Origin of the sequence: Nocardia miyunensis NBRC 108239 (assembly GCF_001613065.1) — a bacterium.
Lineage (GTDB): Bacteria > Actinomycetota > Actinomycetes > Mycobacteriales > Mycobacteriaceae > Nocardia > Nocardia miyunensis.
Window position 1 is genome coordinate 13,368 of the sequence record NZ_BDBQ01000010.1, and the last position, 26,148, is coordinate 39,515.

28 protein-coding genes are annotated in these 26,148 nt (G+C 65.6%); 19 read left to right on the plus strand and 9 right to left on the minus strand.

Features of this window, described 5'->3' with window-relative positions; genetic code table 11:
* Positions 1–123: 123 nt before the first annotated feature.
* The 3 genes from NM2_RS05330 to NM2_RS05340 all read left to right on the plus strand — a co-directional run bounded on the left by NM2_RS05330 (position 124) and on the right by NM2_RS05340 (position 3,719).
* Positions 124–1,692, plus strand: a complete 1,569-nt coding sequence (locus NM2_RS05330; RefSeq protein WP_245717857.1) for a Na+/H+ antiporter — start codon at positions 124–126, stop codon at positions 1,690–1,692.
* 352 nt (positions 1,693–2,044) lie between these two features.
* Positions 2,045–2,821: an MHYT domain-containing protein gene (locus tag NM2_RS05335; RefSeq protein WP_067664697.1), complete on the plus strand. Its 777-nt coding sequence runs from the start codon at positions 2,045–2,047 to the stop codon at positions 2,819–2,821.
* A 100-nt stretch (positions 2,822–2,921) separates the two neighbouring features.
* The gene (locus NM2_RS05340) at positions 2,922–3,719 is read left to right on the plus strand and encodes a rhomboid-like protein (RefSeq protein ID WP_174575606.1); all 798 of its coding nucleotides are present in this window, start codon (positions 2,922–2,924) and stop codon (positions 3,717–3,719) included.
* On the opposite strand, the gene NM2_RS05345 is transcribed toward NM2_RS05340, so the two are convergent.
* Positions 3,667–4,044 carry a DUF952 domain-containing protein gene (locus NM2_RS05345; RefSeq protein WP_067664702.1) on the minus strand — a complete coding sequence of 126 codons (378 nt, stop codon included), beginning with the start codon at positions 4,042–4,044 and terminating at the stop codon, positions 3,667–3,669. The two genes, NM2_RS05340 and NM2_RS05345, sit on opposite strands and share 53 nt — an antisense overlap.
* Before the next feature lie 354 nt (positions 4,045–4,398).
* Here NM2_RS05345 and NM2_RS51365 point away from each other — a divergent pair, with 354 nt between their 5' ends.
* On the plus strand, positions 4,399–4,593 hold the full coding sequence (locus tag NM2_RS51365) for a DUF7455 domain-containing protein (protein WP_067664704.1): 195 nt from the start codon (positions 4,399–4,401) through the stop codon (positions 4,591–4,593).
* A 99-nt stretch (positions 4,594–4,692) separates the two neighbouring features.
* Here NM2_RS51365 and NM2_RS05355 read toward each other — a convergent pair whose 3' ends face one another.
* Positions 4,693–5,727, minus strand: a complete 1,035-nt coding sequence (locus NM2_RS05355; protein WP_067664706.1) for an alpha/beta hydrolase — start codon at positions 5,725–5,727, stop codon at positions 4,693–4,695.
* 151 nt (positions 5,728–5,878) lie between these two features.
* Positions 5,879–6,589, minus strand: a complete 711-nt coding sequence (locus NM2_RS05360; protein WP_067665048.1) for a TetR/AcrR family transcriptional regulator — start codon at positions 6,587–6,589, stop codon at positions 5,879–5,881.
* A gap of 157 nt (positions 6,590–6,746) precedes the next feature.
* Here NM2_RS05360 and NM2_RS05365 point away from each other — a divergent pair, with 157 nt between their 5' ends.
* The 9 genes from NM2_RS05365 (at position 6,747) to NM2_RS05405 (ending at position 14,475) form a co-directional block, all read left to right on the plus strand.
* Positions 6,747–8,486, plus strand: a complete 1,740-nt coding sequence (locus NM2_RS05365; protein WP_067664708.1) for a DEAD/DEAH box helicase — start codon at positions 6,747–6,749, stop codon at positions 8,484–8,486.
* A gap of 1 nt (position 8,487) precedes the next feature.
* A complete protein-coding gene (locus NM2_RS05370) occupies positions 8,488–9,045 on the plus strand; it encodes a hypothetical protein (protein ID WP_067664711.1) in 558 nt (185 codons plus the stop codon).
* Between the two features lie 549 nt (positions 9,046–9,594).
* Complete coding sequence (locus tag NM2_RS05375; protein WP_067664713.1) at positions 9,595–9,918, plus strand: WXG100 family type VII secretion target; 324 nt, start codon at positions 9,595–9,597, stop codon at positions 9,916–9,918.
* A 12-nt stretch (positions 9,919–9,930) separates the two neighbouring features.
* Positions 9,931–10,233, plus strand: a complete 303-nt coding sequence (locus NM2_RS05380) for a WXG100 family type VII secretion target (protein WP_067664715.1) — start codon at positions 9,931–9,933, stop codon at positions 10,231–10,233.
* A 3-nt stretch (positions 10,234–10,236) separates the two neighbouring features.
* Complete coding sequence (locus NM2_RS05385) at positions 10,237–11,697, plus strand: hypothetical protein (protein ID WP_067664717.1); 1,461 nt, start codon at positions 10,237–10,239, stop codon at positions 11,695–11,697.
* Between the two features lie 12 nt (positions 11,698–11,709).
* On the plus strand, positions 11,710–12,138 hold the full coding sequence (locus NM2_RS05390; RefSeq protein ID WP_067664719.1) for a hypothetical protein: 429 nt from the start codon (positions 11,710–11,712) through the stop codon (positions 12,136–12,138).
* A gap of 103 nt (positions 12,139–12,241) precedes the next feature.
* Positions 12,242–12,544, plus strand: a complete 303-nt coding sequence (locus tag NM2_RS05395) for a WXG100 family type VII secretion target (RefSeq protein WP_067664721.1) — start codon at positions 12,242–12,244, stop codon at positions 12,542–12,544.
* A gap of 3 nt (positions 12,545–12,547) precedes the next feature.
* Complete coding sequence (locus tag NM2_RS05400; protein WP_067664723.1) at positions 12,548–14,038, plus strand: hypothetical protein; 1,491 nt, start codon at positions 12,548–12,550, stop codon at positions 14,036–14,038.
* Between the two features lie 20 nt (positions 14,039–14,058).
* A complete protein-coding gene (locus NM2_RS05405) occupies positions 14,059–14,475 on the plus strand; it encodes a hypothetical protein (RefSeq protein WP_157120892.1) in 417 nt (138 codons plus the stop codon).
* Positions 14,476–14,553: 78 nt separating this feature from the next.
* Here the strand turns inward: NM2_RS05405 and NM2_RS05410 are convergent, their stop codons facing one another.
* From NM2_RS05410 to NM2_RS05420, 3 genes are all read right to left on the minus strand, one after another.
* Positions 14,554–15,471 (minus strand): SAM-dependent methyltransferase, encoded by a 918-nt coding sequence (locus tag NM2_RS05410; protein ID WP_067664727.1) that lies wholly within the window; start codon positions 15,469–15,471, stop codon positions 14,554–14,556.
* Between the two features lie 508 nt (positions 15,472–15,979).
* Complete coding sequence (locus tag NM2_RS05415; protein ID WP_067664729.1) at positions 15,980–16,186, minus strand: DUF397 domain-containing protein; 207 nt, start codon at positions 16,184–16,186, stop codon at positions 15,980–15,982.
* A complete protein-coding gene (locus NM2_RS05420; RefSeq protein ID WP_067664731.1) occupies positions 16,183–17,064 on the minus strand; it encodes a helix-turn-helix domain-containing protein in 882 nt (293 codons plus the stop codon). The genes NM2_RS05415 and NM2_RS05420 overlap by 4 nt, the downstream gene beginning before the upstream one ends.
* Positions 17,065–17,301: 237 nt before the next feature.
* Between NM2_RS05420 and NM2_RS05425 the strand changes: the two genes are divergently transcribed.
* The 5 genes from NM2_RS05425 to bfr all read left to right on the plus strand — a co-directional run bounded on the left by NM2_RS05425 (position 17,302) and on the right by bfr (position 20,635).
* Positions 17,302–17,487 (plus strand): hypothetical protein, encoded by a 186-nt coding sequence (locus NM2_RS05425; RefSeq protein WP_084530527.1) that lies wholly within the window; start codon positions 17,302–17,304, stop codon positions 17,485–17,487.
* 301 nt (positions 17,488–17,788) lie between these two features.
* Entirely contained in the window at positions 17,789–18,718 is a 930-nt protein-coding gene (locus tag NM2_RS05430) for an MFS transporter (RefSeq protein WP_218025853.1), read from the plus strand.
* A gap of 346 nt (positions 18,719–19,064) precedes the next feature.
* Positions 19,065–19,679, plus strand: coding sequence for a methyltransferase family protein (locus tag NM2_RS05435; protein WP_067664735.1), 615 nt, complete (start codon positions 19,065–19,067; stop codon positions 19,677–19,679).
* Positions 19,680–19,805: 126 nt separating this feature from the next.
* On the plus strand, positions 19,806–20,006 hold the full coding sequence (locus NM2_RS47185) for a (2Fe-2S)-binding protein (protein WP_084530505.1): 201 nt from the start codon (positions 19,806–19,808) through the stop codon (positions 20,004–20,006).
* Between the two features lie 146 nt (positions 20,007–20,152).
* Entirely contained in the window at positions 20,153–20,635 is a 483-nt protein-coding gene (gene bfr / locus NM2_RS05440; protein WP_067664737.1) for a bacterioferritin, read from the plus strand.
* A gap of 53 nt (positions 20,636–20,688) precedes the next feature.
* Here the strand turns inward: bfr and NM2_RS05445 are convergent, their stop codons facing one another.
* Positions 20,689–22,425 carry a DEAD/DEAH box helicase gene (locus tag NM2_RS05445; RefSeq protein ID WP_067664739.1) on the minus strand — a complete coding sequence of 579 codons (1,737 nt, stop codon included), beginning with the start codon at positions 22,423–22,425 and terminating at the stop codon, positions 20,689–20,691.
* A 690-nt stretch (positions 22,426–23,115) separates the two neighbouring features.
* Here NM2_RS05445 and NM2_RS05450 point away from each other — a divergent pair.
* A complete protein-coding gene (locus NM2_RS05450; protein ID WP_439956842.1) occupies positions 23,116–24,144 on the plus strand; it encodes a YihY/virulence factor BrkB family protein in 1,029 nt (342 codons plus the stop codon).
* 68 nt (positions 24,145–24,212) lie between these two features.
* On the opposite strand, the gene NM2_RS05455 is transcribed toward NM2_RS05450, so the two are convergent.
* A complete protein-coding gene (locus NM2_RS05455; RefSeq protein WP_067664741.1) occupies positions 24,213–24,968 on the minus strand; it encodes a hypothetical protein in 756 nt (251 codons plus the stop codon).
* Between the two features lie 73 nt (positions 24,969–25,041).
* A complete protein-coding gene (locus NM2_RS05460) occupies positions 25,042–26,082 on the minus strand; it encodes a GlxA family transcriptional regulator (RefSeq protein ID WP_084530507.1) in 1,041 nt (346 codons plus the stop codon).
* Positions 26,083–26,148 lie beyond the last annotated feature (66 nt).

The window sequence follows — 26,148 nt, forward strand, 5'->3', positions numbered from 1 at the left end:
TTCATACACGTCGCCAATCCGCTTCTCGCACAACATTTCCGGCGACCAATCCGCGGGCTCCTCGGCGACATGCCCTCGCCGACAACACATATGCTGGCAGACTGATCGTTTGTGGAGCAGTTGGTGTTGGTTTTCATTCTGGCGTTCGCGACGATTCTGGCTCAGCCGTTGGGCCGCAGGACAGGTGTGGCACCGGCTGTGCTGATGACCGTCCTGGGTCTGGTTCTGGCGGTCATCCCGCAGGTGCCGAATGTGAGCCTGTCGCCGGAACTGATCCTGCCGCTGGTATTGCCGCCACTGCTGTACGCCTCGGCCCGCCGCACCTCCTGGCAGCAGTTCGCCGGTAACGCGAGTCCGATTCTGCTGCGCGCGGTCGGGCTCGTCATCGCGACGGCCGCGGCCGTGGCCGCGGTGTTCCACCTCTGGTATCCGGCGGTGCCGGTCGCCGCGGCGCTGGCCCTGGGCGCGGTGGTGGCCCCACCGGATCCGGTCGCGGTGAGCGCGCTGGCCGATCGGCTCGGCCTGCCCCGCCGCCTGATGTCGGTGCTCGAGGGTGAGGGCCTGTTCAACGACGTCACCGCGATCGTGCTCTACAACGTCGCGATCCAGGCCGTGGCGACCGGCAAGTTCTCCACCCTGCACACGATTCTGGAATTCGTGATCTCGGCGGTGGTCGCGATCGTGGTCGGGCTGGTGCTGGGCTGGGTGGGCAGCCGGATCATGCGCCGCCTCGAGGAGGCCCCCTGGCAGGTGGCGCTGGGCCTGATGCTGCCGTTCGCCGCCTACGGCCTGAGCGAGGCCGCGCACGGTTCGGCCGTGCTGTCGGTTCTGGTGTGCGCGCTCTATCTCACCGATGCCGCAACGGATTTCAGCGACAGTGATTACCGGATCGTCGGCGATTCCTTCTGGGACGTCATCGATATGCTGGTGACCGGATTCGCCTTCGGACTGATCGGTCTCGAGCTCAGTTCGGTCCTGGCCGCCACCGGACGCGAATGGCCGCGCCTGCTGGCCGGCGCGGGCATCGTCATCGCGGTCGTGGTCGGGCTGCGCCTGGTGTGGTTGATGATCAGCACCCTGATCGTGCGGGGTGTGTGGCACAGGAACAGCACCGACGAGCCGCACACCTGGCGCGAGACGATCGTGACGTGGTGGGCGGGTATGCGCGGGGTGGCGAGCGTCGCGCTGGCCCTGGCCGTTCCGCTGACCACCGATTCGGGTGACCAGTTCCCAGGACGTCCGGAGATCCTGTTCACCGCCTTCGCGGTCGTCCTGTTCACCCTGCTGCTACAGGGGACGACCCTTCCGGCGGTGGTGCGGCTGAGTCACGTCCAGGCCGACACCGAGATCGAGCGCGCCCTCGAACGCGGGCTGTGGGTGCGGATCCTGCGTGCCGAGCTGGCCCGGCTGGACCGGCTCGTCGATACCGAGCAACTGCCGCCCGCGGTCTCCCAGCGGCTGCGTGAGGGTTTCGAACGTCGTTTGGCCACGGCGGATCCGGCGACCGCGGGTGATGTGAAGGACGCCGACAAACCGCTGCGGTTCTCCAAGGAGATCCGCGCGATCAGCCACGAGGTGCTGGAGGCGGGCCGTGCCGAGGCGATGGCCGCGCGACGCGAGCCGGGTATGCCGCCGGATCTCGTGGACCGCATGATGCGCCGACTCGACCTGCGGCCGCCGCCGTTCCTGTAGCATCGCGCGCCTGGTGGATGCGGTCCGGCCGCATCCGGCGCCGCTGTCACGATGTGGTGACACCGCTTGTGCGACTGGATGTTCCGCGTCGGACATCCGGATCGGGTGCGTGATCGCCTGATGTTCGCCCGATTCGGGCGACTCGGCGTTCCAGTGCCATTGACGTACTCGCGACACGCCGATCGGTCATGCGACCACTTCGACCTGGCGACGACCTGGGCCGTTCGGTTTCCACATCCCAGCAATTTACCGGAAGTTTCTAGTTTAAATTTGCTACCAGCGAGTATGCGGCTACTGTGCGGTGATGTCGTCGTCGATCGATGCGGCGACGACTGGCTAGCAAGGAGTCGGCATGCCCGCAATCGACCAATTCACGTACGGGTGGCTCACACCCGCTCTCGCCTATCTGCTGTCCGTCATCGGATCGTTGCTGGCGTTGCGGTGCATGGCCCGGGCGCGCACCAGCCCCAAACCCCGGGGATGGATCATCACCGCGGCCGTGGCGCTGGGCGGCACGGGCATCTGGGTCATGCATTTCATTGCGATGCTGGGCTTTTCGATACACGGCGCGACCATCCGCTACAACATCCCCATCACGCTGCTGAGCGCGGCGCTCGCGATCGTGGTGGTGTGGGTCGGGCTCTGGGTCGTGGTCCGCAGGCACGGCGAGCCCGCCTCGCTGCTGACCGGCGGAACCGCCACCGGACTCGGCGTCGCCGCGATGCACTACGCGGGCATGTACGCCATGAAGTCCAATGCCGCAATGGAATACGACCCCTGGATGGTGCTGCTCTCCATCGCCATCGCGATTGTCGCGTCGTCCGCGGCGCTGTGGTTCGCCCTGCACGTGCACGGCATCCTGGCCTCGATCGGCGCGGCGATGATCATGGGCGTCGCGGTCTGCGGAATGCACTACACCGGCATGTACGCCATGCACACCCATCTGTCGGACCAGATGCACATGCCCTCGGGCGCACCGGCCCAGCAACTGCTCACCCCGTTGATCATCGGCGTCAGCATGGTGACGATCCTGCTGTTCCTGCAGGTGGGCATCACCGATCCCGACGAGCCCGACCTCTCCAGCATCCGGGGCCAGCACGCCAGCCGCTATTGGCCCAGCCGGGACTGAGCGAACCCAGCGACGACCACGACCGGAGTAGGGGCCGCCAGCCCGGCCGCGAGGGCGCGTCGCGGAGCGGGCGCCACCCGGGCGCGCGAGGATGATCGATGTGCCCGCCTCCCCGCTGATCCACTACCGCTCCCCCTGGACCCGGACCATCGATGTCCATGCGGTCCGGCAGGAGCTGCGGGACTGGTGGCACTCCCCCGGGCGGATCCCGCGGGCGCTGCGCGCGGCCCGTGACCATCTGGGGGCCGCGCCGGCCGCCTGCGCCTACGCGTTCACGCTGTTCGTCACCTGGTGGACGCTGCGCGGGATCAGCGATGTCGCCGGGCACCGGCTGATCCTGTCGCTGTCCACGAATCTGCACAATATGCGCCGCGAACCGGTTCAAGTGCTGGTCGCGTCTGCGTTCTGGACCGAGGACGGCTTTCCGTGGGGGACGATTCTGGGATTCCTGATCGTGATGGCCTTCGCCGAACGCTGGCTGGGCACGGTGCGCTGGATCCTGGTGTTCGCATCGGGCCACGTCGGCGCGACGCTGATCGTGGCCACCGGTCTCGCCTACGCGGTGCAGCATCAACTGATTCCGATGAAGGTGGCGCACGCCGCGGATGTCGGTACCTCGTACGGCTTTTCGGCGGTGCTGGCCGCACTGGCCTTCCATCTGCCCGGTCTCGCGCGGATCGTGTGGGCGGTCGGTCTGACAGGCTGGTACGTGCTCGGCGTATGGCGCGGACGCACCTTCACCGACTACGGCCATCTCATCGCGGTCCTGATCGGATTCGCGGCGGGCGGCATCGCCCTGCTGATCTCGCTGCGACTGGAACGGCTGAGCGCGCGTCGCCGCGCCGCTACTCCGGCAGGGCCGGATAGCTCCCGTCCGGGCCGGGCCGATACTCGGTGACCGACACCACAGCCCGCATCGGCAGCGGCCCGTACAGGTGCGGAAAACGCATCGATTCCGGATCGGCCGGCACGCCCGGCTCCCAGGCCACGGGCGCGTCGAGCAGGTCCGGGTCCAGCCACAGCAGAACCACGTCGTCGCGTCCGCCGAACAACCGGTTGGCCGGGAGGTGGACCTGCTGTGGCGTGGAGAGGTGGATGAAGCCCTCGGCCTCGAGCGAGTCCGTGCGCCGGATCCCGTCGGCTCGCGCACGGTCCAGCTCCGGCCGGGTGCACATGTGAACCAGCCTGCGCGCGTGCGGGATTGGGGCTTCGGTGGCGTCCATGCCCCGACCCTAGCCGATTCGCCACACCCTCTGGCCTCGAAGTTTGCCGCATCCCGAGTGTGAGTGTCGGTGCACCGGGGTAATCTCCGATAAGACAACTGGATCGGCAAGTTCTCGACAACCGGAAGCAGCGTGGGACCGTTTCCGACGGGCATGTTCGCGCACAGCGAAACACCTGGTCATGTTACGGAAAACACAGTGAAACATCTTCGGGAACAAAGCCCCCGTCCCAAACGTCTGACAGAGTAGTCAATACCACTGCTGGGAAGTAGCGGCAGCGAGCTCGCGGAGTAGACCGCGGGCCCCACACCCAGGCGAACGGTCTTCTGCACCGGGAGCCAGGACGGAGGAGTCATGCCAGGAACCCTGACTAGCACCCCACTGACCGCGGTCGATCGGTGCGACCGTTGCGGGGCAGCTGCACGTGTACGCGCAGTGCTTCCCGCCGGTGGTGAGTTGCTCTTCTGCCAGCATCACGCCAACGAGCACATGGAGCGCCTGCGCGAGCTCGAGGCCGTGATCGATACGGAGTCGGCACCGGCGCTGTAATCAGCAGCTCCTCTCGTCCGCTCGACAACTGAAACTTCGAAAGTAAGCACACGGGCGGCCCCTTTCCGGGGCCGCCCGTTTCCTGTTCGCGAACCGGACCTATACCCCCAGCCCCTTGGCCAGAACCGGCCAGGACCGGATGAAGTTCTCCCGCCAATAACCCCACGAATGCGTACCCGACGGCTGGAAGTTGAACGTCGCCGGAATGCCCAACTGCCCGAGCCTGGCCGCGAGATTGTGTGTGCAGTAGTCCACACCCGCTTCGATGATGCCGCCGATGATGATCTGATTGGCCCACCCACTCGGGCCCGGCAGCGTGTAGGGGCCGTTCAGCGTGTCGTACGGGCCGGGCAGGCCGTTGCCGGAGGAGACGTACAGACCCAGTCCGCGCAACTGGGCGGCGTGCAGATAGGGATCGTTCGCCGCCCATTCGGGGGATCCTTCCGGACCCCACATATTGTCCGTATTGCCCCCGCCCCACAGGTTGACGGTCAGCTTGACGTACTGCGCGCCGATCGGATCGCTGGTCTGAGCGCATCCGCTGTACGCGGCGGCCGCGCGATACAGGCCCGGTTTGGCGATCGGCAGCGCCAGCACCGTCGTCGCCGAGGTGGACAGTCCCGCGATGGCGTTGACGCCGTTGGTGCCCAGGGCCGCGTTGATGATCGGCGGAAGTTCCTCGGTGAAGAACGTCCGCCACTTGTTGCGGCCCAGAGTCGGGTCGTCCTTGATCCAGTCGGTGTAGTAACTCCACCTGCCGCCGATCACCTGAATCACGTTGACGTTCTTGTCGGCCATGAATCCGGAGACGATATCGGTGTTGTGATCCCAGGTCGCGGTGTCCTCGCCGCCGCCGGCGCCGTTGAGCAGGTACAGCGTCGGGCGCGGGACCGAGGCGTCGGCCGGGCGGTGCACGTTCACCGGGAACGCCTTGCCCATCGCCGCCGAGTACACCTTCAGCTGCAAGTCGCGTTTGCCGAGCAGCTTCGCCGACTGCACCCGCGAACCGTCCGGCGCGGACCGGTCGCCCAGCAGCGAGCCGGACGTGATGATCGGATCGGCATGCGCATCGGTGGCTCCGGTCTCGATGCCGACGGCGGCCAGGAAAACCGTGGCGGCGGCGATCGCCGCCATCCGGGTGCCGCGACGTATCCGACGAGATTTCAACTCCGCGCCTTTCCTGTCGACCTGGCTGGCTACCAGCGAGCCACCGTATCGGAAATTCCGATTGATTCAGTCGCGGCTCGCAGACAGGTAGTTCGATTGTTTCGTAGCGGAAAGACGACTATCTCGGACGAATCTCGATACCGTCCAGCAAACGATTCAGGCCATAGTCGAACGCACCGTCGGGATCGCCGGGGGCCTGATAGGCCTGACCGACCGTGGCGCCCACCCGGCTCGACAGCGGATAGTCCGCCTCGGGCATGACCTGCGTCAGCAGCGGTCCGTGCACCTCCCACCACTGCGCGTCGCTCATCTCCTCGGCACTGCGCGCGGCGGCGACGGCCATGCGGGCGTTCCCAGTGGCGAATTCGGACAGCACCGCGATGACGCGATCCATCTCCAGATCGTCGAATCCGGCGCCGTCGAGTGCGGCGAGCTGGCGTTCGAATCGGCGAATCCGGCCCGGCCCGAGCACCTGACGCCACGGCGGCACCTCCAGCAGCCAGGGGTGGGCCAGGAGTTCGGCGCGCACCGCGCGCGCTATCGCCGCCATGCGGTCGCGTACCGGCAGGGCCGGATCGATGGGAGCGTCCTCGGCGGCGACCGCGTCGACCATGAGCATGATCAGCGCCTCCTTACCGGGGACGTAGGTGTAGAGGCTCATCGGGCGCAATCCCAGCTCGGCGGCGACCGTGCGGATGGACACCCGCTCGTAACCGTCACGGTCGGCGATCGCGATACCGGCGCGCACGACCGCGTCGACGGACACGCCCTGCCGAGGGCCGCGCGCTCGGGCCGGGGGCGGCAGCGCGTCGCGCCACAGCAGGCTCATCAGGCGAGTTGCCTGGTCGTGGGCCGATTCATCGGTCACGGCGCTACTCCTGGAATTTCGGTACACTGTACGGCGTTACTCTACACCGTACGATGTACGCCGATAAGGGAGGCATCCCCTGCCCGCCACTCACGCCACCTATCTACCGGATCGGCACATGTTCGCGCTGTGGACCTGGACCGGACGTCATCCCGGCCCGGCACCTACCGGATCGGGCGAGCCGGACCGGATCGCGCTGGCGATTCCCTCGACCACGGGCGATATCGCCGTCGCACACGTCGACTGCACGCTGGTCGAGCCGGATCACCTCACCCTGGCGCGACGTACCCCGTCCGTGCGCGCCTGGCGCGCGGCTCTGGAGGGCCGCGCGAACGCCAACGACCTGCCGCCCGCCGCGCACGCGGTGCCGAATGCCACTGGGACCGGGATCATTTCGGCCGACCGGGCGCTGCGCGCGCTCAGCGACGCGGTGGCGGTCGGCGCGGAACTCGACACGATGCTGCGAGCGCGTCTGCGGCCTTACCAGGCCCGCGGCATCGCCTGGTTGCGGGAGACCACGGCCGTGCACGGCGGCGCGGTACTCGCCGACGAGATGGGCCTCGGAAAGACCCTGCAGGCCATCGGATTTCTGCTCGGGCGGGCGGACGGTCCGCAGCTCGTACTGTGCCCGACCTCGCTGGTGAGCAACTGGGTGCACGAGATCGAACGTTTCGCGCCGAGTCTGCGGCCGGTGGCCTGGCGCGGAGGCGAGCCGCCCGCCGCCGCGTCGGATCTCGTCGTGATCGCGGGTTATCCGACGTTGCGCGGGCATGCCGTGTCGCTGAGCGAACCTAATTGGGCCACAGTGATATTCGATGAGGCGCAGGTGCTGAAGAACCCACGCACCCAGGTCGCGAAGGCCGCGCGCTCGCTCCCGGCACAGGCGCGAGTCGCGCTGACCGGAACACCGGTGGAGAACCATCTCGACGAGTTGTGGGCACTGCTCAATCTCGTTGTGCCCCGGGCATTCACGCATCGGGCGCAGTTCCGGCGACGGTTCGTGCGGCCGATCCACGAGGGTTCGGCCGAGGCGGCGCTACGCCTGCGGGACGCCCTCGAGCCGATCGTGCTGACCCGCAAGAAGTCTCAGGTGGCCGCGGCGCTGCCGCCCAAGATCCACTGCGATCTGATCTGCGATCTCACCGACGAGCAGGCGCGGCTGTACGACGAGTTGCTCGACCGCGCCGAGGCCGAGGGTTTCGGCAGCGGTGTCCAGCGGCATTCGCGCGTGCTGGCAGTGCTCACCGCGCTCGGTCAGGTGTGCAATCACCCCGGTCTGATCTCCGGCGATCTCGGCGAATTATCCGGGCGCTCCGGGAAATTCGATGTCTGCGCGGACATCCTGGCCAACAACGTCGAACTCGGCGACCCGACGCTGGTATTCACCCGGTTCCGGCGCACCGGCGAGGTGCTGGTGCGGCACTGCGCCGAACGTCTCGGCGTCACCGCACCGTTCTTCCACGGCGGGCTCGGTACCGACGAGCGCGCGCGGATCGTCACCCGGTTCCAGTCGCCCGACGGGCCGCCGGTGCTGATCCTGAGCCTGCGCGCGGCGGGCACCGGGCTCACGCTCACCCGCGCGGCGAATGTGATCCATTACGACCGCTGGTGGAATCCGGCCGTCGAGGCGCAGGCATCCGATCGCGCCCACCGCATCGGGCAGACCCGCACGGTCACCGTCACCACCCTGACCACCGGAACGACAGTCGAGGAACACATCGCGGCCATGCACGACCGCAAATCCGCGTTGGCCGACCTCACCTCCGATGCCGACTCCGACACCAGCGCGGTCGCCGCTCTGGCCCGCCTGGACGACGACCGCCTGCTCACCACCCTGCGCCGGAAGCGAGGCAATTGACATGCCCGACAACGAATTCGGCTACACCGCGTGGGGCATGGACTGGGTCCGCCTGGCCGAACCCCTGCACACCACCCGCCCCGACCCCCTCCTCCCCCGCGCCCGCAGCATCGCCCGCAACAACGGCGTACACACCGAAATCGACGGCACCGCAATCCGAGCCGGCATCCACCGAGGCGCCCAGGCCTCGATCACCTACCTGGAATTAACCCCGTTGTCCCCCAGCACGATCACGGCGATAACCACCCTGATCCCCAAGGGAACAGTAGAACTCGACGACGAAACACACGCATCCCTGCGCACCGCCGGAATCGCCACCGCCCCCACCGTCCACCTCACCGACTGCTCCTGCACAGCCCGCACTCCCCGCTGCCTCCACCTGCTGGCGACTTGCTACGCCGTGGCCCGACAGATCGACGAAAACCCGTGGCTGGCACTGGATCTCCAGGGATATCGCAGTTCCACGGCCAGTCGGTCAGAGCCGAGCGACACCCCCGCGGCCCGGTGGACCCCCATCGCATCTCTCGATCCCGCAACATTTTTCGGAATCATCCCGTAGCGCGAGGAACCATCTGCGGATGCAGGTATCCGTCGACGGTCATGCGACGGCAACGCCCACGGTGCTGCCGCCGATAGGTAGCCGAGGAGTGTGTCTGCGGTAAATACGAACAGCCCGAAGATTCGGACGCGCGGGAACAGCAACGGCATTCGGCATCCGAACCATCGGATGGCAGCGATGCGTGGAGGGACAGCATCTACCAGGAATTTCACAGAAATCTGCCGGGTGACGCCGTTCGGGTCGACATAGGTTACCGTGTGGGCAGTCTGAAGGGAGGGAGATTCCGATGTCACTGAATGTGGATCGAGGCAGTCCCTCCGCGCCGCCGTTGCGTCACAATCGAAATGCGAGACGGTAGCCGATCGCACTCGCAGGCTTCGGAGTCGCAGGGGGTGTCCATTCGGCGGTCCGATGACCCAGGGGGCCATCACCAACACGAAAGCGGATGCGCCGCAACGTGAGACGCCGACCCAAGACCCGCGAGTTCCGCCGCGCACCGAAGAGTGCTGGTCGAAGCCATCGACCGTAAACAGTGAGGAGAGAGGACATATGCCGGAAGCAACGTCGTTCACGATGGTTCCCGAGACGGTGCGCGCGGCAGGTACCTACGTCCAGCAAACCGCCGAGGCACTGGTATCCGGGGTGCACAATGCCGACAGCGAAGTGCAGGGTCTGACCGCCACCTGGAAGGGCGCGGCCGCCGACGCCTACGTCGCGGGCTGGGAGGAAACCCGCAAAGCCGCCCTCGAAGTCCTCGACGCCTTGCACACCATGGCCGACCTGCTCGGCGTCACCGCTGCCAGCATCACCGACCAGGACACCACCCGCGCTACAGCCACCGCCCAGCGTGTCTCGTCCCTCGACCTGCCGTAAGGAGCACCGCACATGAGCGACCCCGACCGCGGATACAGCGTCGACCTGGACCACCTGGACACCGTGACCGCCCGCATCGCGGGCCTACACGGATTCATCACCGAAAGCCTCACCGGCCTGGCCTCGAGAATCGCCGCCACACACCAAGATTGGACCGGCGCGGCAGCGGACAAGCACGCCGAGGCACACCGCGAATGGATGAAAGCCGCCGGCGAAGCCCGCGACGGCATCGAGGCCATGCACGCCGCCGCCCAGGCAGCGCACACCGCCTACACCGACGCCATCGCCGCCAACCGCCGCACGCTGGGAATCTGATCCGTGACCACGATCGACGTCCAGCCATCCATCTACTACACCGCCGCCGACGCCCTGCACACCTCGGCGGTCAATCTGTACAACGCGTTCGACGGCCGTGCCGATGCCCTCGATCAATGCGGATCCATGGCCGGGTCGTACGACGAGGCCCGATCCTGGGCCGCGTCGTACGACGCCAACTCGCATCAGGCACTACAGACGATGTTCTCGCTCGCGTACACCATGGACACCTACGCGGGCGCGCTGCGCACACTCGGCTACAACCACCAGGTTGCGGACTGGAACGCCACCACCGGCGACAAAGGGGCCGCGCCCGTCCGGCCCGCCGATCCGCTTCCGGCCGTGCTGATGTGCCGCAAGTCGCCGCCCTCGGCGGGCGGGCCCGGTAACGGCCTCTCGGACGCGATCCACCTCGCCGAGAAGGTCGGTATCACCATCCCGGACGGCGACCTGGGCAAGCTCGGCTCGATCGCAGATGTGTGGACCGCCATGCACGACGATCACGCGATCAACGGCCTGGCCGACGGAATCGGCCGCATCATCACCTCGGTATCGCTGGTCAAATCCCCCGAAGCCGCACAAGTGGTCGAAGACCTGCAAGCGATGAAACTCTCGGCGAACACGATCGTCGAGGGGTGCTCCGATATCGCCCAGTCCTGCCACACCCACCACGACGATTTGAACGACTTGCGGGAGAAGCTGAAAAAACAGCTCGAAGACCTCGCGAAAGACCTCATCGAACAAGAAGCGATCACCCTCGCTATCGGCGTTGCCGCGTCATTTCTGACCTTCGGCGCGGGTGCGGTGGTCGCTGCCGCGCGCACCGCACAATTGGTAGAAAAATTCGCCAAACCCATCCGGGAAATGGTCACCGTCTGGAGAGACGCCCGGAAAGCGAAAAAAGCGATCAAAGCCGAACAGAAGCTAGCCGCCGAGCAGAAGAAAATGGCGGAGATGGAGCAGCGAATCCAGAAGAACGCTCAGGACTGGCTCACCAACGGCGGTAAGGAGATGACCCAAGAAGAGTATTGGACGTTATCGAAAGGCCCCGGTGAGGATCTGGTGAACGCGCTCCGTCGCGGCGAAAAGCTCACCCCTGAACAGCAAAAAAAGTTCGACATCATCGACAGCGCCATGAGCAAGGCTCCAGTGCATGCCGGGCCTGTGCGCCGAGATATCGAGCTGACCGCCGACGAACTCAAGAACATCAAACCGGGGGAATCGTGGACGGGTAACGGATTCATGAATTCATCCACCAACCCCGCCGGAGTTAATAGCGGAGCCCTGGAGAATACCACGAATACCACATTTCAGATCACATCGAAGACCGGTCGCGATGTCTCCCAATACGGTGGGACACCCGATGAAGTGGCATTCAGAATGCCCACACATTTCTATGTGGACAAGAAATATCCTGATCCGAGAAATCCAGCCCGCACTATTATTCACCTGATCGAAAAGTAGAAAGAAAAGACGATGCCGAAAAGGATAGGTCGATTCACGTTCCACAGCCGGGAGGAAAGCGAAAAACTGGGCCTGATCCCCAGCGATGCCGAACTGGAGGCCGCCCGCGCGGAAATGGCCGAGTTCATGGCGCGAGGTGAGGCCATGCCGCCCCGCACGGACCCCCCAGGGATGGGATGGGGACAGAAGTACTACATCGATGACCTGACCGGGACCGAATTCGAGGGCTGGACCCGCGACCCGGCCACCGACACCTGGCGCGATGCCCACGGCCGCCCCGCCCACGACGAGAACGGCCAGCGCATCCGATACCCCGAGGACGCCGCCCGCCCAGTCCAGGCACCAGGCGATGAACCGCGGCCGGTCACCCCGACATCGTCCGCACCCGAGCAGCCGGACACCGGCAAGGACGACAGCGGCGGAATGTCCTTTCGTATTTGAGCTGGAATCCCAACTCCGACAACGGCATTCGCGCTGGATCCCCCGCGCGGCAGCCACCGCCCAGCGTGTCTCGTCCCTCGACCTGCCGTAAGGAGCACCGCAGATGAGCGACCCGGATCGCGGATACAGCGTCGACCTGGACCACCTGGACGCGGTGACCGCGCGCATCGCGGGCTTGCACGGCTTCATCACCGACAGCCTGTCCGGCCTGGATTCGAGAATCGCCGCCGCACACCAGGATTGGACCGGCGCGGCGGCGGACAAGCACGCCGAGGCACACCGCGAATGGATGAAAGCGGCCACCGAGGCCCGCGACGGCATCGAGGCCATGCGCGCCGCCGCCAAGACCGCACATACCTCCTACACCGACGCCATCACCGCCAACCGCAAAACCCTCGGAATCTGACGCGTGACCACGATCGACGTCCAGCCGTCCATCTACTACACCGCCGCCTCGGCCCTACACACCTCGGCGGTGAACTTGTACAACGCGTTCGACAACCGCTCCGATGCGCTCGATCAATGCGGATCCATGGCCGGATCCTACGCCGAAGCCCGATCCTGGGCAGCTGGGTACGACGCCAACGCGCACCAGGCACTGCAAACGATGTTCACGCTCGCGGAGACCATGGACGCCTACGCGGGCACACTGCGCACCATCGGCTACAACCACCAGCTCGCGGACTGGAACGCCACCACCGGCACCAAGGGGGACGTGCCGGTCAAACCCACCGACCCGCTTCCAGCGGTGCTTATGTGCCGCAAACCGCCGCCCTCAGCGGGCGGGCCCGGCAATGGCCTGTCCGACGCGATCCATCTCGCCGAGAAGGTCGGCATCACTATCCCGGACGGCGACCTGGACAAGCTCTCCTCGATCGCGGGCACCTGGACCGCCATGCAGACCGATCAGGCGATCAGCGGACTCGCTGACGGCATCAGCCGCATTATCTCCTCGGTATCACTGGTCAAATCCCCCGAAGCAACACAGATAGTCGAAGACCTGCAAGGGATGAAACTCTCGGCAACTACGATCGCCGAGGGGTGCGGCGAGATCGCTCAATCCTGCCATTCCCACCACGACGATTTGAACGACCTTCGGGAGAAGCTGAAAAAACAGCTCGAAGACCTCGCGAAAGACCTCATCGAACAAGAAGCGATCACCCTCGCTATCGGCGTTGCCGCATCATTCCTCACGTTCGGCGCGGGCGCGGTAATCGCCGCCGCCCGCACCGCGCAACTGGTAGAGAAATTCGCCACCCCCATCCGGGAAATGGTCACCGTATGGATAAAGGCCGGGAAAGCGAAGAAGGAATACGACGCAACAAAAACGCTCGCAGGGGCAGCCAAGCGAGACCGTGACCTCGCGGCGCGGATCAAAAAGGCCGAAGCGGACGCGAAGAAGGAAGAGAAACCGCCCGCCAAGCCCGCCAACACCCGGCCCGCTGGCTGGACCAACGCAGACGAGACTGCCGTGCGGGACTGGACCGGCGGCGGATGCAAAGACATCCAAGAGGCTCTGCGCGCCGACAAGCCACTGACACACGATCAGCAAGCCCGGCTCGACGCCGTCAATACCGCGATGAACAAGTGCCCCGTCAGTACAGGATGGAAGGTGCGCGGCACACACGTGCCAGACGATGTCCTCGAGACATACCAAGAAGGCGCAACGATCGCCGACAAAGGCCTAACCGCATCCTCACACACCAAGGAGGGCGCATACTTGGGTGGGAACAACGACGTCGAAATGCATATCTTTTCGAAGTCCGGCCGAGACGTATCTCAGGTCTCGCACGCCGGAGCACATGAAGAAGAAGTTTTGTTCAAGCAAAAAACGCCCATGAAGGTATTGAAACGCCAAGATATCGGAGGCCGAACCATTCTCTATCTTGAAGAGATGTAACGCACAAAAAGGAGTCTTTCATGCCGAAACATATTGGCGGGAAAATTGTTTACAGTCCCGAAGAAGCCAAGGCCATGGGCTGGAACAGGCCCACATCGCCCGAACTGATGGCCGAGGTCGAAGCGCTCGCAGAAAAGCGGGCCCGGGAAATCCCCGAGGAGCAGGCCCGTCTAGCGCGCGGCGAGGAGCCTGCGCAGGGGTACGCGGCCGACCGGCCCGCCCGATTCGGCCGCGACGAATTCGACGGCACCGAATACGAGCAGTGGGCTAAAGACCAGTGGGCCGAAGAGGATCGACTCAGAGAGCAACGACGGAAGGCGAACGATACCCAGCAATCCCCGGCATCTGCCGGCGAACCAGGGTCGAGCGCACCGACATCACCCCCAACCGAGGAGACCGACGCGGACGACAACGGCGGGATTTCCTTTCATATTTGAGCTGGAACCCCGACTGCAACAGCATTCGCCCTGGATTCGTTGGACTTCGAGGCAGGACGGTTGGTAGGTCAGGGTTTCCTACGCGCTGGCGGGCTTGTGGGCTGTGACGAAGCGGCCGCCTCGGGCTGGGAACATGCCCTGCTCGGGGAACTCGGTGCCGTAGCGGTGGGCTACGTCGTCGACGACTTCGACGGTTACCGTCCAGCCGTGGTCGCGTAGCCAGGTGTCGACGGGGAAGTCCTGGTCCTCGTCCGGCCATAGTTGGGTGATGTCGAAGCCTGATTTCTCGGCCATGCGGGCGCGCCGCTCCTGGAATTCCGGATCGCGGCGCAGTGCCGCCAGATCGGCGACGTATTCCAGTTCGATACTGCTGCCCGGGACGGTGAGTGCATCGACCGTGCGGAGCAGTTGCTCCTTCGCCGTGTTCGGCAGGAAAGGCAGTAGGCCCTCGGCCAGCCATGCCGAGGGGCGGGATGGATCGAAACCGGCCGCCTGCAATGGACCTGTCCATTCTTCCCGCAAATCCACAGCGACTATCCGTCGATCCGCCCGGGGACGCGCACCCTGCTCGTCGAGGACGCGGTTCTTGAATTCCAGCACCTTCGGCGCGTCCAGTTCGTAGACCGCGGTTCCGGCGGGCCAGTCCAGGCGGAACGCGCGTGCGTCCAGTCCCGCGGCGAGCAGAACCATCTGGGATACCCCGGCTCCCGCAGTGCTGAAGTACTCGTCGAAATACCGCGACCGAACTCCCATGTAGCGGGCCATCGTCGACCAGGGGATGTCGGGGTCGTCCTCGACGTCGGGCCGAGTCGGCAATTCGATCGGCCCGTCGGCCGCCCGCACGAACGCCTCGGCATAGGGGTCGGACACCAACCCGTCGTCGCGACCGGTCTCCATCGCCCGCCCCGCCGCTACGGCGAGTGCGGTGAACCCCACGCCCGTGACGATGTCCCACTCCGCCGATGTACCTCCCGCAAACTCACTCGCGCTCGTCATGTCTGGCCAATTTACTCGCCCGATCGGCAATTCAGCAATTGACTAGCTACCTCTATAGTGAGTGACGCAGGTCGATCGGCGGGTCCGGTCTCGAGGCCACGTGCCGCCGGGAGTTCTCATCCGATAGGCATGCCGGCAGTCGAGGGCTGGGGATCATCGGCTCGCCAAGTCACCGAGAGCAGGTAGCCGGAGTCCGTTCGAGATGCGCGCGGATGCCGCGCAATACGCGGAATTGCCTGCGGTGCCGCACGAATCAGCCCTTGTGCAACTGACCGTTACGACGCGAGTCGATGCGAGCCGGGAGGGGTGGCCGGATCGGCGAGTTTCGGTCGCCACTTCGGTGCGTGCAGCGGCGATTGCGGCAGGGTGCGCCTGGATCGAGGAGGGTGGTCGAGATGTGTATGGCGATGAAAGATCGGGAGAGTTCTGGTTGCCCAAGGGGGATCAGGCAACCAGAACGCAATGTGTTGAGCCCCTGAAGGTTCGCGCTATCGGGTGCCGGACGGCGTCAAGGTAGGTCGAAGCGGCCGCTCTGGAGGGCTGCGGTGAAGGCATCCCATGCGGTGGGAGCGAAGACCAGGGCTGGGCCGGTCGGGTTGGTGGAGTCGCGGACGCCGACCATGCCCTCGCTGACGTGGGCTACCTCGACGCAGGTGTCCTGACTGGGCGACCTACTGCTCTTGAACCACGTTGCGCCGCTCAGGTCTACAGTCATGGCAGATACTCCCTTGCGACCTTCAGGAGCAGGTCCCTGCTCGTGCTTTCATTCAATGCTACCCGGTCGATCTGGGTCACTGCCTGCCGATATTGAGCGATCTCGGACTCATGATCCAGGTAGAGAGCACCTGTGTATCCCTGCACGTACACCACTGGCGGCTCGGTCAGCCGGGAGGTTAGTTGGGACGGAAACTCCATCAGGCCAAATGAACCCGCAAGCAGTCCCAGATGACTGCCGATCCGGTGGGGAACGATCCGAATCGAGATATTCGGCGCCAAGCCGACTTTCGCCAGGTACTCGAGCTGATCCTGCATCACACCGGGCCCACCGACCTGGTGATGCAGAACCGATTCACTCAGTAGCACCCGAAACTGGAACGCATCCGCGCCATCGTTGAGGCGAGCCATACGACGCCTGTGCACTTCGAAGACTGGTTCGAGCTCGCTTGCCGAGCGATTGGGGAAATCGATCCAAACGAGTGCTCGTCGATATGCAGGCGTCTGTAAGAGACCTGGAACCAAAGTCAACTGAAAGCTGGTCATCTGTCTCGCTACTTCTTCGAGTCCGATGAAGAGATCGAAGTGAGCCGGGATGACATCGGCGAAGTTGCTGTGCCACCAGCCCGGCTTCTTCGTCTCCGCGACCAGGCTCACGAGCGCATCGCTGAGATCCGCTGGCGCACTGTATATCTCGCACAGAACTTTGACGTACAGCTCCTTCAGTTTCGGCCCCTGCTGACCGGACTCCATCCGCCACAGGGTCTGCGGCGACACCTCGATCGCCTCGGCGGCGGCGACTGCCGAGACTCCGGACTGCTCGCGCAGTTTCTTCAGTTCACGACCCAACATTCGCCGTGGGACGGCCGAACCGGTCATCACTTGGTTTCACTACCTTTCGACTCGGATTCTGGAATGGGTTCAGAACGTCATTTTGGAAGCGGCACAGCATTTTCCGGGATTAGCGCCTCGAGAGCTTCCGCCGCGTTCTCCGGCAGCGTACTACTTGTCTCAGCCCGGCGGCCAGGATCCTAACTCGAATTCTCTTGCGCCCGAGTTCATTTGGCCTTGGCCGTCGGGTATTCCATTCTGACCGAAACCAATTCGGAGTATTCCATGTACGACATTCCAGTAACCGACCACAGCCGGTTGCCCATCATGACGATCGAATACGCCCACGCCATCATGCAGACGCACCTGGAATGCCTGTCCGCAGTCTGCCAAGTGAAAGCTCAGGCGAAACAGCGCTTGATCGAGGCCGGACGGCTCGTCCCCGCCGACGTCCCCCACCTCGGATTCTGATCATCGCGACGCGGCACTCCACGCCCGTCGAGCGGCAGCCGCACGCGGGCTCGATGCCGGCGACACCAGCGCGAGCGCCCGGGGCAATGCGTCGGCGCGGCGGCACGACCCGCCCTGAGCGTGACTGCTGACTAGTAGCCGCAGGTGGACTCGTCGGCGCGGCAGCACGGCCCCGTCATCGGTGTGACTGCTGCTGGCGGTGGCCGGATGGATGCGCCGACGCCCTCCTTGACGGACAACGGCACGTTGTGATGATCGATGTCACATCTATTTAGTAGTTAGTAACTGTTAACTTAGCGCCATGGCTGAACAGATGAGCGGAACCGAACGGCGTGCCCGGGTGCTGGCCATCGCCTGGCGAACGCTGCCCGCCGAGACGCCCGGCGCGCGGCCCAGGATCGACGTCACCGGCGCTGCCCTGCTTGCTCTCGGAACTCTCGGACTCCTGCTGGTGATCGCCGAACCTTCCTTCTGGGCGACAGCGTGGGTAGCCGGTGGCGTTCTCGCCGGTTCCGCCGCGATCCTCGCGATCTGGGCGTTCGCCGAACTGCGCACCGCGGCGCCGTTGGTGAACCTTCGGCTGCTGGGCCAAGGGCCCGTGCTGCGCGCCAACCTGGCGATACTCGTGGCCGGGGCAGGCTTGTATCTACTGTTCAGCCTCTTCACCCGATATGTACAGACCCCCATCGATGCCCACTACGGATTCGCGCTCCCCGGCGTCGCGGCAGGTGCGGCGCTCATACCGTTCTCGCTGCTCGGATTCGTTGCGGGAAAAGCGATGCCACGTCTCGTCGCACGCATCACCGAGCGGTGGACGTACGCGTTCTCGACAGCGATCGCCATTGCCAGCGCGTTGCTGTTCGTCGTCGGGAGCCGGTCGCTCCTGGTCGTTCTCGCCGCGATCGCACTACTCGGCTTCGCCGTCGGCGGCGTCTTCGCGGTGATTCCCGAACTCGTCCTCGTCGGTGTGCCTCGAGAGGAAACAGCCAGTGTGCTCTCGATCAACCAGATCTCCCGCAGCATCGGAATGAGCATCGGCAGCGCGCTCGCGGGCTTCCTGCTCTCCGCCACGACTCCGATCGGGGCCACGCTCCCCACCCGAAGCGGCTACATCACCGCCGCGTTGTGGGCGCTGCCTCCACTCGCGGCAAGCGCGCTCATCATCGCCACACAGCGACCCGCCCGCCAGCCCGCTCGAGTGTCACCAACCCAGTTATCTACCAACGGTTGATTTCGACTGCTGACGCCCGGCACCAACCTGGCGGTCAACGCCTTTCACGAGTTAGATCGTTCGTCTGCCCGGCCCGGGCGGACGCTTGGTGGCCTCGTCCGCTCGTCCGCCCAGTCAACGACAACGACAACGAGACGGCGACCCTCCCTGCGGCACGCCGATCCGGTGCGGGAGATCGTATGACGCGATTTCGACGACGGCGGGTACGCGGGGGCCGTGCTGGGCGCATCGCCCCGCCGCCTCTTCGCCGGGGGCTGTCCTGGACGCCGAATATCCACCCGCGGGTGGAGTGAGATCGGCTGGCGGGTGGTGTCCCGGCGCGCCCTCGGACGCGCATTCTCGAAGCATGACAACTGTGGATGCGCTGGCCATGGTGGCCGGTTGGAGTATCGATATCGTCGGGCTGGTGTGGCTGGGGACCGCGGCGTGGTTCGCGGCGGTCCGACCGACCGGGATCCGGGGGAAGATCTGGCATTTCGCGCGGACACTCCTGCCCGAGCCCTGGATGATCGCCGGGATCGTCGTGCTCGGCGTCGTGATTCACCTTCTGCCCCAGCACATCTGGGATCCGATCACCTGGAAGGTCGCGGTGTTGCAGGGTTTCGGGGCGATCCTGATCATCGCCGCGGCGGTGCTGATGGTGTGGGCGCGTCTGGCGCTGGGCACGATGTGGGCGGGGCGGCCGATGATCCAGCAGGACCATCAGTTGCGGACCGGTGGGCCCTATCAACTCGTGCGGCATCCGATCTACACCGGACTGCTCGGGCTCATGATCGGCCTGACGCTGACAGCCGGATTCGGGTCCTCGATCGTGCTTCTCGTATTCGTCACCGGCTGGCTGCTGCGCCGAGTGCGGGTGGAGGACAACATGCTGATCGACACGTTCGGCGACGATTACCGCAGCTACCGGCAGCGCGTCCCGGCGCTGGTCCCGTTCGCCGGGCCGTTGATCCGGGTCTGAGCGCGATTGGATGCGTGCAAGACGGTTCTCGAGCGGGAGATTACGTGCTATACATAAGGCGAGGCTAACCTCCGCAGGCGAGGCTAACCTCGCCGAGAACCGCCCAACCGCACCGCGAGGCCGACCGTGTACATCTGCATTTGCAACGCCGTGTCAGAATCCGACGTGCACAGCTGCGTGCAAGCGGGCGCATGCTCCACCAAACAGGTCAAGAACGCCTGCGGTTGGAAGCCCGGCTGCGGCAGCTGCACCCGACGCTTCAGCGAGGTCTTCGGTCAGGCCATGGCCGCCTCGGCGAACGCTTCCTCGAACACTTCGGCAGCCTGATTTCGCAAGCAGTCGAGGCGCCCGGAAAAAGCTGAAAATTTGCTCAGGTGAGCCTTGCCACAATGAGGTGTGGCTGACCTTTGCACTGATACAATCCGGGGCCCCGGTGTTCAGGGCCCCATTCGTCATGTGTCACTATCGCTTTCATGGAAGGCGACAAGGAAATTATCACGTTGCTCAACGAGCAGCTCACCGCCGAATTGACGGCGATCAACCAGTACTTCCTGCACGCCAAGATGCAGGAGAACTGGGGCCTCACCAAGCTCGCCAAGCACACTCGATACGAGTCCATCGATGAAATGAAGCACGCGGAGCTCCTCACCGACCGCATCCTGTTTCTCGAGGGACTCCCCAACTATCAAAAGCTCAACGTTCTGCGGATCGGCCAGACCGTCGGCGAACAGCTGCAGGCCGATCTGGCCGTCGAGATGGAAGCGGTGAACCGGCTGCGACCCGGCATCGAACTGATGCGCTCGCGCGGTGACGTGACCTCCGCCCGGATCTTCGAGAAGATCCTCGAGGACGAGGAAGAGCACGTCGACTATCTCGAGACCGAACTCGATCTGCTCGAGAAGCTCGGTGAGCCGCTGTACCTCCAGCGCTTCACCGAAACCCCCGAAGACGACTGATCCCGCACGCATCCGTCCGGTCGCGCGAGCACGACCGGGCGGGTGCGTCGGGCCTACATCCGCCGCAGTGCCGAGATGCGTTCCGACAGTTGATCTACCGTGGCCAGCGCCGTGGGCGGTCCGCCGCACTCGCGGCGCAGCTCACCGTGAATCACGCCGTGCGGTTTGCCGGTGCGGTGATGATGCATGGCGACCAGGCTGTTGAGTTCGCGGCGCAACTCCCCCAGTTTGTCCGCGGTCGCAACACGTTCCGACGCCGCCGAGGCGCTCGGCCCATCCTGGACGGCCGTGGCCGCCGAACTTCTCTCCTGAATCTGGCGAGTCTGCCGATCCCGCAGTAGCGCGCGCATCTGATCGGCGTCGAGCAGGCCTGGAATGCCGAGATAGTCGGCCTCCTCGTCACTGCCGGAGAAGGTGGCCGTGCCGAACGAATCACCGTCGTAGATCACCTGATCCAGCTCGGCGTCCGCGGCCAGCGCGACGAACTTCCTGTCCTCCTCGCCCGGCTCGTCCTCCTGCTTGTTCGCCTCGATCAGCAGCTCGTCGTCGAGAGCGTTCTTCTCGCGATGCGGCTTTCCGATGACGTGATCGCGCTGCACCTCGAGCTGCGCGGCCAGATCCAGCAGCACCGGCACCGATGGCAGGAATACGCTCGCGGTCTCCCCGGGACGACGCGCACGCACGAAACGACCGATCGCCTGCGCGAAATACAGCGGCGTCGAGGCGCTGGTCGCGTAGACGCCGACCGCCAAGCGCGGCACGTCCACGCCCTCGGACACCATGCGCACCGCCACCATCCACGGATCGGTACTGCGGGCGAACGCATCGATCCGATCCGAGGAACCCGGGTCGTCGGACAGCACCACCGCGGGCTTGCTGCCCGAAATATGTTCCAGCAGATCGGCGTAATCGCGCGCCTTCTCCTGATCGGTGGCGATCACCAGGCCGCCGGCGTCGGCCATGCCCGTCGCGCGCAGCTGCCGCAGCCGGGTATCGGCGGCGATCAGCACCTTCGACATCCAGTCACCGGCGGGGTCGAGTGCGGTGCGCCACGCGCGCGCTGTCTGCTCGGCGCTCAGCGGCTCACCGAGACGTGCGGAATACTCCTCGCCCGCGCTGTCGCGCCAATGCGCCTCACCCGAATAGGCCAGGAAAACCACGGGCCGCACGACGCCGTCGGCCAACGCCTCGGAATATCCGTAGCTGTGATCGGCGCGCGAACGAGGGAATCCGGCCTCGTCGGGTTCGTAGGTGACGAAGGGGATCTGGCTGTCGTCGCTGCGGAACGGGGTACCGGTCAGCGCCAGGCGCCGCGTCGCGTCGCCGAACGCCTCGGCCGTCGCCTCACCCCAGCTCTTGGCATCGCCCGCGTGGTGGATCTCGTCGAGAATCACCAGGGTGCGGCGGTTTTCGGTGCGCACGCGATGTTTGAACGGATGCGAGGCCACCTGCGCGTAGGTGACGACCACGCCGTGATAATCGCCGGACGTGCCGCCAGTGGAGTTGGAGAAGTTCGAATCCAGCGCCAGCCCGGCCCGCGCCGCCGACGCCGCCCACTGATGCTTGAGATGTTCGGTGGGTGCGACCACCGTCACCTGATCGACGGTGCGATCGGCCAGCAGCTCCGACGCCACTCGCAGCGCGAACGTCGTCTTGCCTGCTCCCGGGGTCGCAACCGCGAGAAAATCACGTGGTTTGGTAGTCAAATACCTGGTCAGAGCCCTGCGCTGCCACGCACGTAAAGAACCGCCACCACCCGAAGTCACTCGACGAAGCGTACCGACCCCCACCGACAACTATCCAATCCGACACTGTGTCTTCGGCCTCCGCTCCGCTCCGGCGGGCCGCGGCCCCCAAGGGCCGATTCTTCCCTCCCTCCGCTCCCCCGCTTCGCTCCTCCGCTCCGGTCAGTCCAGAATCGACCCGGGCCGCGGCCTCGGAGCTGGTGTTTCCAGGAGTGGGGGGAAATCTGGTGATCTGTGGGTTCTGGCTTCGGTCCGGCCAAACCGAGCCACGATCGGATGCTTACGCTCCCTGGAGCAGGCGGAAACTGGTGACCTGTGGGTTCTGGCTTCGGTCCGGCCAAACCGAGCCACGATCGGACGCTGACACTCCCCGGAGTGGGCGAAACTGGTGACCTGTGGGTTCTGGCATCGATCCGGCCGTGCAGCGCCATGATCGGATGCTGACGCTTCTGGAGTAGGCGAAACCAGGTGGCCTCCGCGGGTGCCGGGTTCGGTTCGACCGCAAGCGAACATCTCTGGGGCGGAGCCTTCTCGCACTGCTTGTGGGCAACGTTTCGGCCATCGGATGGGCTGTGTCGTACGACACCGCGAAGTGTGGTGGGTGGTGGGCGCGCGTGTCGGGCTGTGGTAGGCGATGCTGTACGCGAGATGAATGATCAGAGAGTGCCGCGAACGGACGGTAACCGGCCGAGGTGGGCCGGGCCGGCGGTGCGTGCGGTCGGGCGATGGCTGGTTCTGGTTGTCGGGCATGTGGTGCATGCGCTGCTGCGGACCTGGGCATTGGTGGCACGGGTGGTCGTAAAGGCTTGGAACGACTCGATATTCACCAAATCCGCGGCGGCGGCCTTTTGGCAGATGTTGTCGCTGGCTCCGCTGCTGCTGGGGCTGCTGGGCTGTCTCGGCTACGTCGGCGGGTGGTTCGGGCCCGACACGGTGCACATCGTCGAGAGCAAGATCATCACCTTCAGCCGGAACCTGTTCAGCTCGACCGTGGTCGACGACCTCATCGCACCCACCGTGCGCGATGTGCTGCGACGCGGGCGCGGTGCGGTGGTGTCGATCGGATTCGTGTTGTCACTGTGGGCCGGATCCTCGGCGATGGCGACGTTCGTGGACTCCATCGTGGACGCGCACAATCAGCAGGACGCCCGGAATCCGGTGTGGCAGCGCATTTTCGCCCTGCTGCTGTACGTGGGGTTCCTGATCGTGTCGGTGTTCGTCCTGCCGCTGGTCGCGGTCGGCCCGGTGCTGATCGGGCGGGCGCTGCCGGAGTCGTGGCGCGAACCCGGACTGCGGCTGCTGGACTCGTTCTACTATCCGGGCACCGGACTGCTGCTCATCATCGGGCTGACCACGCTGTACAAATTCGCGCTGCACCGCTCGCTGCCGTGGCACCGGCTCTTCGGGGGTGCGTTGGTCGCGGGCGCGTTCTTCATGACCGCCAGCGTCATCCTGCGGCGCTATCTCGCCTGGGTCACCCGCAGCGGCATCAGCTACGGGGCGTTGTCCACCCCGATCGCGTTCCTGCTGTTCACCTATTTCCTCGCGTTCGCGGTCATTCTCGGCGCGGAATTCAATGCGACCGTGCAGGAGTTCTGGCCCGCCCGCCGCACCCGGTTCGACATCATCCGGCGGTGGCTCTCGTTCCGGCTGCATCGCACGATCGACTCGGCCATCGAACCGTCCGGGGACGACTCGACGACAAACCCGGAATCCGGCCCGCGACGTCCGCCCGGCACCAATCCCCTGCGGATCTCCTGGTAGCGGCACGCTCCGAATACCGGACACCACAACCGAATCGGACCGCCGACGCATCGCGAGCCGACCCCGGATCAGTCGCTCTCGGAGACGTGCGAGTTCGGAAACGCCTGCGCCAGTGCCGCATCGGCGATGATCTGGGTCAGCAGATCCTTGAGCGGGCACTCCGGCAGCATCGCCGCCGTACCGGCGAACGGTTCGGCCACATCGAGTCCGTCGGCCGCCAATTCGGCTATCACCCAGGGCATTCCGGTCCCGTCCGCGGAATAGCCCAGGGCCTCGCGCAGAGCGGCGATGGTGGACAGCATCAGCTCGGCGCGGGCGGCGACCGCCGCGCTCATCCGCTCCTCCAGTTCGGCGCGACGATCCTCCAGCGCACGGAGTTCGAGGTCCGCCGCGTCCTCCTGGGCCTCGCTGATCCGCACGAGCCCGCCCTCGAGCAGCTCGAATCCCTCGTCCAGAACCAGTGTGCCGACGGCGATCTCCTTCTTCGCCAGGCCCGGCATATCGCGCATGAACCCGTCCAGGGCGTCCATCGCCGCGATCATCCTGGCGCGGATGTCCACCCGGCGCTGATGCTCCCGCTCGGCCGCGTCGCGTTCGGCCAGCGCGTGATCGAGCGCGCGCTCGAGTTGCAGCGCCAGCGACAGCGAATCCGGCGCGATCGCGCCCCGCAACAACTCCTGCCCCTCCGGCGGGGTGGCGATGTCGAGGAAATGACCGACGCTCTCGCGCAGGGACTGTAGTTCCTCGCGGCAGAGTCCTGGTTGACGGAACACCTGCAGATACTGTTCGAGGGTTACCGATAGATCGATTTCGTCGTCACTCACGACCTCACCTCGCCCGTGCTCGGCTCCGTCCTGCGTCGAGCCTACTGTGCCGGTAGCTCGCTCGCAGGCTAGCTCACGCCTTCGAGCCTGCCACAGGCGGCGATCCCATGGCGGGAACCCGCGCGATCTCGCTCGTCCGGCGCGTGCCGGACGGCCGTTCCGCGCGGAAGGTCCTGCGATAGGCCAGCGGCGGAACCCCCAGTTCGATCCGCATGTGGTGACGCAGCGAAGCGGCGCTGCCCATCCCGGCGGCGCGGGCAACCTCATCGATCGGCAGGTCGGTGGTCTCGAGCAGATACCGCGCGTGCCGCAGCCGCTGCTGCAACAGCCACGCGCCGGGGGCCTGCCCGGTCTCGGATTTGAATCGCCGGGTGAAGGTGCGCACACTCATCCGCGCGTGCGCGGCCATGGTGGCCAGATCCAGTTGTTCGCGATCGAGATGCCGCAGCATCCAGGCCCGGGTGGGCGCTGTGCCGTCGGAGCCGTCGTCGGGGATGTTCCGGTCGATGAACTGCGACTGCCCGCCCTCCCGCCAGGGCGGCACCACGCAGTAGCGTGCGGCGCGATTGGCGACCTCGCTGCCGTGATCGGTGCGCAGCAGATGCAGGCACAGGTCCAGTCCGGCGGCCAAACCCGCTGCGGTGCAGATGTTCCCGTCCTCGACGAACAGCAGATTCTCGTCGAGGCGCACCCGCGGGAACAGTCGGCGGAAGTCCTCGGCGTGGGCCCAGTGCGTTGTGGCCCGGCGGCCGTCCAGCAGGCCCGCGGCGCCGAGGACGAACGCGCCGGTGCAGATCGACACGATGCGCGCGTCATCCCGGATCGTCGACAGGGCCTCGGCCACCTCGCCGGGCAGCGTACCGTGCCGCCTCGCCCGCGGAAGCTGCGTCCCCGGGACGATCACGGTGTCGGCGGTGGCCAGCAGTTCCGGCCCGGCCTGCGGAACGATCGTGTATCCCGACGTGGACATCACACCGGCCGGATCGAGACCGCACAGCCGCACGTCGTACAGCGGCGAATCATCCGGTCCGCGAGCGGAACCGAGCACGGTCGGCGGAATCGTCATATCGAACCCCACGACCGGCGCGAGCGCCAGCACGGCCACGGTGTGCATCGGACTCACCGATATCCTCTCTCCCATACACACCGGCACACCGGACGATCGCCGCGAACCGCGGCA

Coding starts and splice junctions, on each gene's coding strand:
- NM2_RS05420 (WP_067664731.1), bottom strand. CDS start 17,064: ATGACCGGTTCGGCCGTCCCACGGCGAATGTTGGGTCGTGAACTGAAG.
- NM2_RS05430 (WP_218025853.1), top strand. CDS start 17,789: ATGGCTGAACAGATGAGCGGAACCGAACGGCGTGCCCGGGTGCTGGCC.
- NM2_RS05415 (WP_067664729.1), bottom strand. CDS start 16,186: ATGACTGTAGACCTGAGCGGCGCAACGTGGTTCAAGAGCAGTAGGTCG.
- NM2_RS05460 (WP_084530507.1), bottom strand. CDS start 26,082: ATGCACACCGTGGCCGTGCTGGCGCTCGCGCCGGTCGTGGGGTTCGAT.
- NM2_RS05405 (WP_157120892.1), top strand. CDS start 14,059: ATGCCGAAACATATTGGCGGGAAAATTGTTTACAGTCCCGAAGAAGCC.
- NM2_RS05365 (WP_067664708.1), top strand. CDS start 6,747: ATGTTCGCGCTGTGGACCTGGACCGGACGTCATCCCGGCCCGGCACCT.
- NM2_RS05375 (WP_067664713.1), top strand. CDS start 9,595: ATGCCGGAAGCAACGTCGTTCACGATGGTTCCCGAGACGGTGCGCGCG.
- bfr (WP_067664737.1), top strand. CDS start 20,153: ATGGAAGGCGACAAGGAAATTATCACGTTGCTCAACGAGCAGCTCACC.
- NM2_RS05435 (WP_067664735.1), top strand. CDS start 19,065: ATGACAACTGTGGATGCGCTGGCCATGGTGGCCGGTTGGAGTATCGAT.
- NM2_RS05425 (WP_084530527.1), top strand. CDS start 17,302: ATGTACGACATTCCAGTAACCGACCACAGCCGGTTGCCCATCATGACG.
- NM2_RS05380 (WP_067664715.1), top strand. CDS start 9,931: ATGAGCGACCCCGACCGCGGATACAGCGTCGACCTGGACCACCTGGAC.
- NM2_RS05360 (WP_067665048.1), bottom strand. CDS start 6,589: ATGAGCCTGCTGTGGCGCGACGCGCTGCCGCCCCCGGCCCGAGCGCGC.
- NM2_RS05335 (WP_067664697.1), top strand. CDS start 2,045: ATGCCCGCAATCGACCAATTCACGTACGGGTGGCTCACACCCGCTCTC.
- NM2_RS51365 (WP_067664704.1), top strand. CDS start 4,399: ATGCCAGGAACCCTGACTAGCACCCCACTGACCGCGGTCGATCGGTGC.
- NM2_RS05395 (WP_067664721.1), top strand. CDS start 12,242: ATGAGCGACCCGGATCGCGGATACAGCGTCGACCTGGACCACCTGGAC.
- NM2_RS05410 (WP_067664727.1), bottom strand. CDS start 15,471: ATGACGAGCGCGAGTGAGTTTGCGGGAGGTACATCGGCGGAGTGGGAC.
- NM2_RS05345 (WP_067664702.1), bottom strand. CDS start 4,044: ATGGACGCCACCGAAGCCCCAATCCCGCACGCGCGCAGGCTGGTTCAC.
- NM2_RS05370 (WP_067664711.1), top strand. CDS start 8,488: ATGCCCGACAACGAATTCGGCTACACCGCGTGGGGCATGGACTGGGTC.
- NM2_RS05390 (WP_067664719.1), top strand. CDS start 11,710: ATGCCGAAAAGGATAGGTCGATTCACGTTCCACAGCCGGGAGGAAAGC.
- NM2_RS05355 (WP_067664706.1), bottom strand. CDS start 5,727: ATGGCGGCGATCGCCGCCGCCACGGTTTTCCTGGCCGCCGTCGGCATC.